Source organism: Streptomyces albofaciens JCM 4342 (genome assembly GCF_008634025.1).
GTDB lineage: Bacteria > Actinomycetota > Actinomycetes > Streptomycetales > Streptomycetaceae > Streptomyces > Streptomyces albofaciens.
This window is the reverse complement of sequence record NZ_PDCM01000001.1, coordinates 3,679,163-3,691,753: the sequence shown is the minus strand read 5'-3', so window position 1 is coordinate 3,691,753 and position 12,591 is coordinate 3,679,163. Positions and strand designations below refer to the sequence as shown.

The 12,591-nt window shown below is 66.2% G+C and carries 4 protein-coding genes, 3 rRNA genes and 1 pseudogene; 2 read left to right on the top strand and 6 right to left on the bottom strand.

What is annotated here, in order from left to right:
* Positions 1-104: 104 nt before the first annotated feature.
* The 4 genes from clsA to CP973_RS16575 all read right to left on the bottom strand — a co-directional run bounded on the left by clsA (position 105) and on the right by CP973_RS16575 (position 6,083).
* Positions 105-713 (bottom strand): cardiolipin synthase ClsA, encoded by a 609-nt coding sequence (gene clsA, locus CP973_RS16590; protein ID WP_150241462.1) that lies wholly within the window; start codon positions 711-713, stop codon positions 105-107.
* A gap of 225 nt (positions 714-938) precedes the next feature.
* Positions 939-1,055 (bottom strand): 5S ribosomal RNA (gene rrf / locus CP973_RS16585).
* A gap of 74 nt (positions 1,056-1,129) precedes the next feature.
* Positions 1,130-4,251: ribosomal RNA gene (locus CP973_RS16580) — 23S ribosomal RNA — on the bottom strand.
* 301 nt (positions 4,252-4,552) lie between these two features.
* Positions 4,553-6,083 (bottom strand): 16S ribosomal RNA (locus tag CP973_RS16575).
* The 16S, 23S and 5S rRNA genes sit together here, the layout of an rRNA operon.
* Positions 6,084-6,678: 595 nt before the next feature.
* Between CP973_RS16575 and CP973_RS16570 the strand changes: the two genes are divergently transcribed.
* Positions 6,679-7,128, top strand: a complete 450-nt coding sequence (locus CP973_RS16570; RefSeq protein ID WP_150241460.1) for a PTS sugar transporter subunit IIA — start codon at positions 6,679-6,681, stop codon at positions 7,126-7,128.
* 78 nt (positions 7,129-7,206) lie between these two features.
* The gene (ptsP, locus tag CP973_RS16565; protein ID WP_150241458.1) at positions 7,207-8,877 is read left to right on the top strand and encodes a phosphoenolpyruvate--protein phosphotransferase; all 1,671 of its coding nucleotides are present in this window, start codon (positions 7,207-7,209) and stop codon (positions 8,875-8,877) included.
* A 145-nt stretch (positions 8,878-9,022) separates the two neighbouring features.
* On the opposite strand, the gene CP973_RS16560 is transcribed toward ptsP, so the two are convergent.
* Both CP973_RS16560 and CP973_RS16550 read right to left on the bottom strand, forming a co-directional pair.
* Positions 9,023-9,958 (bottom strand): hypothetical protein, encoded by a 936-nt coding sequence (locus CP973_RS16560; protein ID WP_150241456.1) that lies wholly within the window; start codon positions 9,956-9,958, stop codon positions 9,023-9,025.
* Between the two features lie 306 nt (positions 9,959-10,264).
* Positions 10,265-12,268 (bottom strand): annotated as a pseudogene (locus tag CP973_RS16550) (acetoacetate--CoA ligase); the annotation flags it as partial.
* Positions 12,269-12,591 lie beyond the last annotated feature (323 nt).

Below are 12,591 nucleotides of genomic sequence, written 5' to 3'. Positions count from 1 at the left end.
TCCTCCTCGAAAGAGACGACGGTCTTGCCGACTTCACCCGCCCGTGAGACTTATCGGTCTGCGCCCTCGGCACCTGGTTCCTGCCAGGTGCCGGTACGGCGGGATCAGCCGGCCTTGTTGTCCGCCTTGATGAGTCGGCGGACCTGGACCACATAGAGGATCCCTGCCCACCAGTACAGTGCTGTACCCCATCCGGCGAACGCCCATCCGAAAATCGCGGCGAGCGTGTGGAGCCAGCCTTCTCCGTCGCTGAGCAGCAGCAACGGGAAGGCGTACATCAAGTTGAATGTAGCCGCCTTGCCCAGGAAGTTCACCTGGGGAGGGCCGTACTTGTGCCGGGCGAGCGCGCCCACCGCGATCAGCAGCATCAGTTCGCGCGCCAGCAGGGCCGCGGTGACCCACAGCGGAAGGATTCCGCGCCAGGTCAGGCCGACGAGGGTGGACAGGATGTAAAGCCGGTCGGCGGCCGGGTCGAGGATCCGGCCCAGGCTGCTGATCTGGTTCCAGCGGCGGGCCAGCTTGCCGTCGAGGTAGTCGCTGACGCCGCTGAGCGCCAGCACGAGCAGCGCCCAGTACTTGGTGTCCGGGCCGCCGAACTCCTTCCACAGGATCAACCACAGGAACACCGGCACGCCGACGAGACGAGCCATGCTCAGAATGTTCGGGATGGTGAGGACACGGTCCGTCTGGACGCGCGTCTCCTGGACCTCCACCCGGGGGCCTCCTGTGGGGAACGTACCGACGATGCCCCCTGACCTTACCTGGCCACTACAGTTCGCCACACCGCGGGGCCCCTGTCCGGATACCACCCGATAACCACCAAAAAAGCGACCGCCGGCCGCCGGTGGTTCGGAAACAGGACCCGTAGAAGCCCGTAGGAGCCCGTAAAACGCGGAAAAGCCCCGCACCATACGGTGCGGGGCTTTCCCACAAAAACTGTTCGGCGGCGTCCTACTCTCCCACAGGGTCCCCCCTGCAGTACCATCGGCGCTGAAAGGCTTAGCTTCCGGGTTCGGAATGTAACCGGGCGTTTCCCTAACGCTATGACCACCGAAACACTATGAAGATGAACTCCAGCCAGCAAGGCGAGTTCGTTACTTCAGAACAAACACAGTGGACGCGAGCAACTGAGGACAAGCCCTCGGCCTATTAGTACCAGTCAACTCCAACCGTTACCGGTCTTCCATATCTGGCCTATCAACCCAGTCGTCTACTGGGAGCCTTACCCCATCAAGTGGGAGGGAGCCCTCATCTCGAAGCAGGCTTCCCGCTTAGATGCTTTCAGCGGTTATCCTTTCCGAACGTAGCCAACCAGCCATGCCCTTGGCAGAACAACTGGCACACCAGAGGTTCGTCCGTCCCGGTCCTCTCGTACTAGGGACAGCCCTTCTCAAGACTCCTACGCGCACAGCGGATAGGGACCGAACTGTCTCACGACGTTCTAAACCCAGCTCGCGTACCGCTTTAATGGGCGAACAGCCCAACCCTTGGGACCGACTCCAGCCCCAGGATGCGACGAGCCGACATCGAGGTGCCAAACCATCCCGTCGATATGGACTCTTGGGGAAGATCAGCCTGTTATCCCCGGGGTACCTTTTATCCGTTGAGCGACGGCGCTTCCACAAGCCACCGCCGGATCACTAGTCCCTACTTTCGTACCTGCTCGACCCGTCAGTCTCACAGTCAAGCTCCCTTGTGCACTTACACTCAACACCTGATTGCCAACCAGGCTGAGGGAACCTTTGGGCGCCTCCGTTACCCTTTAGGAGGCAACCGCCCCAGTTAAACTACCCACCAGACACTGTCCCTGATCCGGATCACGGACCCAGGTTAGACATCCAGCACGACCAGAGTGGTATTTCAACAACGACTCCACAACCACTGGCGTGGCCGCTTCACAGTCTCCCACCTATCCTACACAAGCCGAACCAAACACCAATATCAAGCTATAGTAAAGGTCCCGGGGTCTTTCCGTCCTGCTGCGCGAAACGAGCATCTTTACTCGTAGTGCAATTTCACCGGGCCTATGGTTGAGACAGTCGAGAAGTCGTTACGCCATTCGTGCAGGTCGGAACTTACCCGACAAGGAATTTCGCTACCTTAGGATGGTTATAGTTACCACCGCCGTTTACTGGCGCTTAAGTTCTCAGCTTCGCCCCACCGAAATGGAGCTAACCGGTCCCCTTAACGTTCCAGCACCGGGCAGGCGTCAGTCCGTATACATCGCCTTACGGCTTCGCACGGACCTGTGTTTTTAGTAAACAGTCGCTTCTCGCTGGTCTCTGCGGCCACCACCAGCTCACACCGCAAGGGTGATCACCAGCAATGGCCCCCCTTCTCCCGAAGTTACGGGGGCATTTTGCCGAGTTCCTTAACCATAGTTCACCCGAACGCCTCGGTATTCTCTACCTGACCACCTGAGTCGGTTTAGGGTACGGGCCGCCATGAAACTCGCTAGAGGCTTTTCTCGACAGCATAGGATCATCCACTTCACCACAATCGGCTCGGCATCAGGTCTCACCCTCAAGTGCCATCCGGATTTGCCTGGATGACGGGCTACACCCTTACCCCGGGACAACCACCGCCCGGGCTGGACTACCTTCCTGCGTCACCCCATCACTCACCTACTACAAGTCTGGTTCGTCGGCTCCACCACTCCCCTACACTCCGAAGAGCTCAGGGCGGCTTCACGGACTTAGCATCGCCTGATTCGATGTTTGGCGCTTCAAAGCGGGTACCGGAATATCAACCGGTTGTCCATCGACTACGCCTGTCGGCCTCGCCTTAGGTCCCGACTTACCCTGGGCAGATCAGCTTGACCCAGGAACCCTTAGTCAATCGGCGCACACGTTTCCCACGTGTGTATCGCTACTCATGCCTGCATTCTCACTCGTGAACCGTCCACAACTACCTTCCGGCGCTGCTTCACCCGGCACACGACGCTCCCCTACCCACCACGATCCCCGTTAGGAGTAATATCGCAGTGACATGACTTCGGCGGTGTGCTTGAGCCCCGCTACATTGTCGGCGCGGAATCACTTGACCAGTGAGCTATTACGCACTCTTTCAAGGATGGCTGCTTCTAAGCCAACCTCCTGGTTGTCTCTGCGACTCCACATCCTTTCCCACTTAGCACACGCTTAGGGGCCTTAGTCGATGCTCTGGGCTGTTTCCCTCTCGACCATGGAGCTTATCCCCCACAGTCTCACTGCCGCGCTCTCACTTACCGGCATTCGGAGTTTGGCTAAGGTCAGTAACCCGGTAGGGCCCATCGCCTATCCAGTGCTCTACCTCCGGCAAGAAACACACGACGCTGCACCTAAATGCATTTCGGGGAGAACCAGCTATCACGGAGTTTGATTGGCCTTTCACCCCTAACCACAGGTCATCCCCCAGGTTTTCAACCCTGGTGGGTTCGGTCCTCCACGAAGTCTTACCTCCGCTTCAACCTGCCCATGGCTAGATCACTCCGCTTCGGGTCTTGGGCACGCTACTCAACGCCCTCTTCGGACTCGCTTTCGCTACGGCTTCCCCACACGGGTTAACCTCGCAACATACCGCAAACTCGCAGGCTCATTCTTCAAAAGGCACGCAGTCACGACCATGCAGCAAGCTGCACGGCGACGCTCCCACGGCTTGTAGGCACACGGTTTCAGGTACTATTTCACTCCGCTCCCGCGGTACTTTTCACCATTCCCTCACGGTACTATCCGCTATCGGTCACCAGGGAATATTTAGGCTTAGCGGGTGGTCCCGCCAGATTCACACGGGATTTCACGGGCCCCGTGCTACTTGGGAAATTCTCAAGCGAGCCGTCAATGTTTCAGCTACGGGGGTCTTACCCTCTACGCCGGACCTTTCGCATGTCCTTCGCCTACATCAACGGTTTCTGACTCACCGACCGGCCGGCAGACCGATCAAGAGAACTCCCACAACCCCAACCACGCAACCCCTGCCGGGTATCACACGTAACTGGTTTGGCCTCATCCGGTTTCGCTCGCCACTACTCCCGGAATCACGGTTGTTTTCTCTTCCTGCGGGTACTGAGATGTTTCACTTCCCCGCGTTCCCTCCACACTGCCTATGTGTTCAGCAGCGGGTGACAGCCCATGACGACTGCCGGGTTTCCCCATTCGGACACCCCCGGATCAAAGCTCGGTTGACAGCTCCCCGGGGCCTATCGCGGCCTCCCACGTCCTTCATCGGTTCCTGGTGCCAAGGCATCCACCGTGCGCCCTTAAAAACTTGGCCACAGATGCTCGCGTCCACTGTGCAGTTCTCAAGCAACGACCAGCCACCCGTCACAACCCGCCGAAGCAGACCTATACCGGGGCCGGCGTTTGAAGGAACAGGCAAAGCCCGTGCCCTCAGACACCCAACAGCGTGCCCGACACAACCAGCCAACCGATCACGTTCCACGCCGAAGCAGTACTAGTCATCAACCAACCGAGTGTGCCGAGTAGTCAACGTTCCACCCATGAGCAAACCACCGTCGGACATTCGCCGACGTAGTGGCTCTGGACAACCTCACGGCTGCCTAGAAGCTCCTTAGAAAGGAGGTGATCCAGCCGCACCTTCCGGTACGGCTACCTTGTTACGACTTCGTCCCAATCGCCAGTCCCACCTTCGACGATTCCCTCCCACAAGGGGTTGGGCCACCGGCTTCGGGTGTTACCGACTTTCGTGACGTGACGGGCGGTGTGTACAAGGCCCGGGAACGTATTCACCGCAGCAATGCTGATCTGCGATTACTAGCGACTCCGACTTCATGGGGTCGAGTTGCAGACCCCAATCCGAACTGAGACCGGCTTTTTGAGATTCGCTCCACCTCGCGGTATCGCAGCTCATTGTACCGGCCATTGTAGCACGTGTGCAGCCCAAGACATAAGGGGCATGATGACTTGACGTCGTCCCCACCTTCCTCCGAGTTGACCCCGGCAGTCTCCTGTGAGTCCCCACCATCCCCGAAAGGACGTGCTGGCAACACAGAACAAGGGTTGCGCTCGTTGCGGGACTTAACCCAACATCTCACGACACGAGCTGACGACAGCCATGCACCACCTGTACACCGACCACAAGGGGGCACCCATCTCTGGATGTTTCCGGTGTATGTCAAGCCTTGGTAAGGTTCTTCGCGTTGCGTCGAATTAAGCCACATGCTCCGCCGCTTGTGCGGGCCCCCGTCAATTCCTTTGAGTTTTAGCCTTGCGGCCGTACTCCCCAGGCGGGGAACTTAATGCGTTAGCTGCGGCACGGACGACGTGGAATGTCGCCCACACCTAGTTCCCAACGTTTACGGCGTGGACTACCAGGGTATCTAATCCTGTTCGCTCCCCACGCTTTCGCTCCTCAGCGTCAGTATCGGCCCAGAGATCCGCCTTCGCCACCGGTGTTCCTCCTGATATCTGCGCATTTCACCGCTACACCAGGAATTCCGATCTCCCCTACCGAACTCTAGCCTGCCCGTATCGAATGCAGACCCGGGGTTAAGCCCCGGGCTTTCACATCCGACGCGACAAGCCGCCTACGAGCTCTTTACGCCCAATAATTCCGGACAACGCTTGCGCCCTACGTATTACCGCGGCTGCTGGCACGTAGTTAGCCGGCGCTTCTTCTGCAGGTACCGTCACTTGCGCTTCTTCCCTGCTGAAAGAGGTTTACAACCCGAAGGCCGTCATCCCTCACGCGGCGTCGCTGCATCAGGCTTGCGCCCATTGTGCAATATTCCCCACTGCTGCCTCCCGTAGGAGTCTGGGCCGTGTCTCAGTCCCAGTGTGGCCGGTCGCCCTCTCAGGCCGGCTACCCGTCGTCGCCTTGGTAGGCCATTACCCCACCAACAAGCTGATAGGCCGCGGGCTCATCCTGCACCGCCGGAGCTTTCCACACGGAGATCATGCGATCCCGTGTCGTATCCGGTATTAGACCCCGTTTCCAGGGCTTGTCCCAGAGTGCAGGGCAGATTGCCCACGTGTTACTCACCCGTTCGCCACTAATCCCCTCCCGAAGGAGGTTCATCGTTCGACTTGCATGTGTTAAGCACGCCGCCAGCGTTCGTCCTGAGCCAGGATCAAACTCTCCGTGAATGTTTCCGGGCTATCCCGGTTACACACACGGGAGCGGAACAGGAAGCGGAATAGGCTTCCCGTTCACAGCGTCCTCGCTGTGTGTGCCACCCGCACCACAATGGATGCCGGTGGGCTTTTCAAAGGAACCTCATCCTCCGGCTGCTGCCGGTGGACGGGGTATCAACATATCTGGCGTTGACTTTTGGCACGCTGTTGAGTTCTCAAGGAACGGACGCTTCCTTCGGTCCCGTTTCACCGGACCCTCCGGGCGCTTCCCTTCGGTGTTCCACCACTCTATCAGGCCGTTTCGGGCTTTCGATCCACCGTATTTCCGCAGGCATGCAGAAGCGCGGTCGAAAATCTCGATCAGTTCTGATGGAGTGCCGCCTCCGTCCGTGCCGCGAAGTGATCGCGTTCTGTCGGACCGGGGCAGGTGTCAGACAGTACAGGGCTGCGCCGGACGGGGCAAATCGAATCCCCGGGAGCCGGGGCTCCGGGGGCGGTGTTGCGCATGCGGAACCCTCACTTCTTATGACTTACGCTCTGATCGGCACGCCGTCCAGGACAGGTAGTGACGGCGGCCTGATACATCTCCACCCCTGGGAGGACTCCCATGACCACCGTGACGTCCCCGCTTGCTGGACGCGCCATCGGACTCGCGGCCGTGCCCGACCCGGTGTTCTCCGGCGCGATGGTGGGTCCCGGTACCGCCATCGACCCCGTCCGTGAGCCTTCCGAGGCCGTCGCGCCCGTGGACGGCGTCGTCGTCTCGCTGCACCCGCACGCGTTCGTCGTCGTCGACGGCGAGGGCCACGGCGTGCTGACGCACCTCGGTATCGACACCGTCCAGCTCAACGGCGAGGGCTTCGAGCTGCTCGTCAACAAGGGCGACACCGTCACCCGCGGCCAGGCCGTCGTGCGCTGGGACCCGGCCGCCGTCGAGGCCGCCGGCAAGTCGCCGGTGTGCCCCGTCGTCGCGCTGGAGGCCACCGCCGACTCCCTCGGCGACGTGGTCGAGGACGGCGAAGTGAAGGCCGGCGAGCAGCTCTTCAGCTGGCAGTGACCCGCCGCCGTCCCTGACGGCACGTACGACATCCACCGCGGCGGCAGTGGGCCGCCGCACCAACCGGAGACGGGTGAAATGGAGACAACGCTGCGAGGCGTCGGCGTGAGCCACGGTGTGGCGATCGGCGAGGTGCGGCACATGGGCACGGCGGTCCTGGAGCCGCCGGCCAAGCAGATCCCGGCGGAGGAGGCGGAGCGCGAACAGGGGCGTGCCCGCAAGGCCGTGGAAGCTGTGGCCGCCGATCTGATCGCGCGGGGCAACCTGGCGGGCGGCGAGGCCCAGGCCGTGCTGGAGGCCCAGGCCATGATGGCCCAGGACCCCGAGCTGATGGCCGACGTCGAGCGGCGCATCGCCGTGGGCAGCACCGCCGAGCGCGGTGTGTACGACGCGTTCGCCGCCTACCGGGCGCTGCTGGCGGGTGCCGGTGAGTACCTGGCCGGGCGGGTCGCCGACCTCGACGACGTGCGCAACCGCATCGTCGCGCGCCTGCTGGGCGTGCCGATGCCGGGCGTGCCGGACAGCGACGAGCCGTATGTGCTCATCGCGCGGGACCTGGCGCCCGCCGACACGGCGCTGCTGGACCCGACGCTGGTGCTCGGGTTCGTGACCGAGGAGGGCGGCCCGACCAGCCACAGCGCGATCCTCGCGCGGGCACTGGGGGTGCCGGCCGTGGTCGCGCTGCCGGGCGCGGGCGAACTGGTCGAGGGCACCGTCGTCGCCGTCGACGGCAGCACCGGCGAGATCTTCGTGAACCCGAGCCCCGAGAAGCGCGCGGAGCTTGAGCAGGCCGCCGAGGCCCGCAAGGCCGCGCTGGCCGCCTCGACCGGCCCGGGCGCCACCTCGGACGGGCACAAGGTGCCGCTGCTGGCGAACGTCGGCGGCCCCTCGGACGTGCCGGCGGCCGTGGAGGCGGGTGCCGAGGGCGTCGGGCTGTTCCGTACGGAGTTCCTCTTCCTCGACGACAGCAAGAAGGCGCCGTCGCAGGAGAAGCAGGCCGAGGCGTACCGCAAGGTGCTGGAGGCCTTCCCCGAGGGCCGGGTCGTGGTGCGCGTGCTGGACGCGGGCGCGGACAAGCCGCTGGACTTCCTGACGCCGGGCGACGAGCCGAACCCGGCGCTGGGCGTGCGCGGTCTGCGGACGCTGCTGGACCACCCCGAGGTGCTCCGTACGCAGCTGGCCGCGCTGGCCGAGGCCGCCGCCGGGCTGCCGGTCTACCTTGAGGTGATGGCCCCGATGGTGGCCGACCGGACCGACGCGAAGGCGTTCGCGGACGCGTGCCGCGAGGCCGGGCTGCAGGCGAAGTTCGGCGCGATGGTGGAGATTCCGTCCGCCGCGCTGCGTGCCCGGTCGATCCTGCAGGAGGTCGAGTTCCTGTCGCTGGGGACCAACGACCTGGCGCAGTACACCTTCGCCGCCGACCGTCAGGTCGGTGCCGTATCGCGGCTGCAGGACCCGTGGCAGCCGGCACTGCTCGACCTGGTGGCGGTCTCGGCCGAGGCCGCGAAGGCCGAGGGCAAGAGCTGTGGTGTCTGTGGCGAGGCGGCCTCCGATCCGCTGCTGGCGTGTGTGCTGACGGGCCTGGGCGTGACGAGCCTGTCCATGGGCGCGGCGTCGATTCCTTACGTGCGCGCGACGCTGGCCAAGCACACGCTGGCGCAGTGCGAGCGTGCGGCGGCCGCGGCGCGGGCCGCGGACACCGCCGAGGACGCGCGCGCCGCCGCGCAGGCGGTGCTTTCCGGGGAGTGATCGCCGGATAGCCGGAGCGCGGCTGAGCTGGTACGGACGGCCGTCCCGCCCTTGTGGCGGGGCGGCCGTCCGGCGTTTCCGGTGGGCGGCCATCCGGCGTTTTCGGCGGGCGCCGGGGGCGCCCGCTCCTCCCCCGCGGCTCCCGTCACCGGTGACCGTGGTGGTCGTGGCCTTCCGTCGGTGGCGGGTCGGGCAGGGTGAGCCCCGAGCGGTAGTCGACGCCGTGTTCGGGCGGGACCGGTTCGCCGGAGTCGGCGTCGGTGCAGTAGGCCGTGAAGACCTCGGCGGCGCTGAGCGGGTGCAGCCAGGCGTCGCGCAGGATCCAGCCGCGGACCGCGTCGCGGTCGTCGGTCCCGGTCGTGCGCGACACGATGCCGCCGGGGCTGCGCAGGGCGATGCCGACGGCGAGGACCGTGCAGAAGAGCAGTGTCGCGGCCTCGGACAGCTCCAGCCGCCCGTCGTCGTCGGTGGCGGCGTGCAGGACGGCGAGGAGCGGGGCGCCGCTCGCGGGGACGCTGCACACCAGGTGGTGGGTGCCGTCGCCGAGCGTGTCCAGGAGTGAGGTGACCGCGCGGGAGGCGCGGGCGAAGGCGGCGCGGGCCAGGTCCTCGCCGCAGTCGGCGCAGGCGCCGGTGCGGGCGAGGAGGGCGGTGGCGCGCTCCCAGGTCGCCTGGCGCTCCGCCTCGTCGATGAGCAGGGGCAGCAGACGGGTCAGGGACTCGCCGCGGTACGGCACGGTGGCGCCCGTGCAGGCCAGTTCGGCCGTGTAGCGGGAGCGGCTGTCGGGGCGGTCGGGGTCCAGGTCGGCGTCGGTGCAGAACGTTTCGTACGCGACCGGGTCGAAGAGGGTGACGGTGGTGTGGATGCCCTGGGCGGTCAGGGAGCGCAGCAGGGTCTCCATCTGCTGGAGGTAGGCGGTGTGGTCGTCGAACGGGAAGGTGCGGTAGCGGCGCATGGCCGCGAAGTCCTGCGCGTCCGCCAGGACGGCGGCGGTGCTGGGGACTTCGCGGCGCAGCATGCGGCGCGCGGCGGCGGGGCCGCCCGGGTCGGCGGGTGTGGTGTGTCGGGACGGTGCTGCCATGACTCCCCCTCGGTCGGTGGGTGCGACTCGCTCCATGCGCCGCACTGATTACTGAGAGTAGTCGGGGGGTCTGACAGCGGCCGCCCGGGACGGCCCGCGCGGCTACTTCCCGGCAGCGCCGGAGCCCTCCACCGGCCCGGCCGGACCAGAACGCGGCCCGGCCGAACCAGACCCCGGCTCGGCCGATCCCGGCTCAGCCGCCTCCCGCTCCACCGCCGTCGGCTCGACCGCCGATCGCTCCACCGCCGACGGCTCGACCGCTGCCCGTCCGACCGCTGCCCGTCCGGCCGCCTCCCGCTCCACCGTCGCCCGCTCCGCCGCGACCCTCTCGTAGAACCGCAGCAGTTCGATGTCGTCCACCGATCCCGGATTGACCGCCTTCTCCAGTGGCGTGCCCTGGAGGAGCCGCTTCACCGGGACCTCGATGCGCTTGCCCGTCAGGGTGTGGGGCACGCCGGGCGCCTCGATGATCTCGTCGGGGACGTGCCGCGGGGAGCACTGTTCGCGCAGGGTGCGCTTGACGCGGTCGCGCAGCGCGTCGTCCAGGACGGCGCCGGGCGCGAGGTGGACGAAGAGCGGCATCCAGTAGCCGCCGTCAGGCAGTTCGAGGCCGATGACGAGGGATTCGCGGATCTCGGGGAGGCGTTCGACGGCCTCGTAGATGTCGGCGGAGCCCATCCGTACGCCCTGGCGGTTGAGGGTGGAGTCGGAGCGGCCGTGGATGACGACCGAGCCGCGCGAGGTGAGGGTGATCCAGTCGCCGTGCCGCCAGACGCCGGGGTAGGTGTCGAAGTAGCTGTCGTGGTAGCGCGTGCCGTCGGGGTCGTTCCAGAAGCGGACGGGCATGGACGGCATGGGGTTGGTGACGACGAGCTCGCCGACCTCGTCGACGAGCGGCTTGCCGTGCGGGTCCCACGCCTGGAGGTCGGTGCCGAGGCAGGGCGCCTGGAGTTCGCCGATGTGGACGGGCAGGGTCGGCGCGGCGCCGGCGAAGCAGCTGCACACGTCCGTACCGCCGCTGACGGAGGCGATCCACAGGTCGGCGGCCACCTCGTCGTGCAGCCAGCGGAAGCCGTCGGGCGGCAGCGGGGAGCCCGTCGTGGCGACGCACTTGACGGTGGAGAGGTCGAGGTCGCGGCCGGGGTGCACGCCGGCCTTGCGGCAGGCCATGACGTACGCGGCGGAGGTGCCGAAGAGGGTGGTGCCGGTGCGTTCGGCGATGCGCCACTGGGCGGCGGTGTCCGGGTGGCCGGGGCTGCCGTCGTACAGGACGATCGTGGCGCCCACGAGGAGGCCGGAGACGAGGAAGTTCCACATCATCCAGCCGGTGGAGGTGTACCAGAAGAAGCGGTCGCCGGGGCCGAGGTCGCAGTGCAGGCCGGTCTGCTTGAGGTGTTCCAGGAGGATGCCGCCCTGGGACTGGACGATGGCCTTGGGCAGCCCGGTGGTGCCGGAGGAGTACAGGACCCACAAGGGGTGGTCGAAGGGGGCCTGCTCGAAGACCGGATCGGTGGCGGCGGAGGTCAGGTCGGCCCATTCCAGGGCGCCTTCGGGGGCGGGGGTGCCGAGGAGGGGGATGTGCACGACGGCCCGGAGGGTGGGCAGTTCGCGGCGGAGTTCGGCCACGGTGTCGCGGCGGTCGTGTTCCTTGCCGCCGTAGCGGTAGCCGTCGACGGTGAACAGGACGACCGGCTCAACCTGCTGGAAGCGGTCCAGGACGCTGCGGGCGCCGAAGTCGGGGGCGCAGGAGGTCCACACCGCGCCGACGGCGGCGGTGGCCAGGAGGGCGACGACGGCCTGCGGGACGTTGGGGACGTAGCCGCTGACGCGGTCGCCGGGCCGTACGCCGAGGCGGCGCAGCTCGGCCGCGAGGGAGCCGACCTGGGCGCGCAGCGCGGTCCAGGTGACGGTGGCCGGTTCGTGGGTCTCGTCCACGTACAGCAGCGCGGGCGCGTCCGCGCGGGCCGGGTCCTCGGCAGCGCGCAGGGCGTGTTCCGCGTAGTTGAGGGTGGCGCCGGGGAACCAGCGGGCGCCGGGCATCGCGCGGTCGGCGAGCACGGTCTCGTACGGGCTGGTGAAGCGGACGTCGAACCAGTCGGCGACGGCTTGCCAGAAACGGGGCAGTTCGGACACGGACCAGCGGTGCAGCGCGGCGTAGTCCGCGACCGGGTCGCCGGAGGCGCGCGCGGGGGCGCCGTGCTGGGCGGCCGCCCAGTCGTGGAAGCGGGTGAGCCGGGCGGCGGCGATGCGGTCCGGGCCGGGCTGCCAGAGGGGTTCCGGCTGCGGGACGGACGGCGGTGCGGTGGTCATGATCGGCTCCCGGCTGTACGCGGCGTTGCGTGGACGCGGTGTGGGCGTGCGGTACGCGGTTGCGTGGTCCCCGTACGGCCGGGGGATCACCCCGGGCGCAGCGCGGGGGCGCGTGCGTGTGACACGGCTGGGCAGGACGATGCCACGTGATCGACTTGTGCGCCAGGGTCGGCCGCACATTCGGGGGCGGCGGGCGGCTCCGGGCCTGCCCCGGCGGCCGGGGCGGGCCGCGCGGGCGGCACCGGTGTGCCATGGGTGGGCTCCCGGTGCTTCCCAGGTGAACGGCAGCTGAACGGGGCCCCCGCGCCGCACCGTCGATGGCA

Coding starts and splice junctions, on each gene's coding strand:
- CP973_RS16570 (WP_150241460.1), top strand. CDS start 6,679: ATGACCACCGTGACGTCCCCGCTTGCTGGACGCGCCATCGGACTCGCG.
- ptsP (WP_150241458.1), top strand. CDS start 7,207: ATGGAGACAACGCTGCGAGGCGTCGGCGTGAGCCACGGTGTGGCGATC.
- CP973_RS16560 (WP_150241456.1), bottom strand. CDS start 9,958: ATGGCAGCACCGTCCCGACACACCACACCCGCCGACCCGGGCGGCCCC.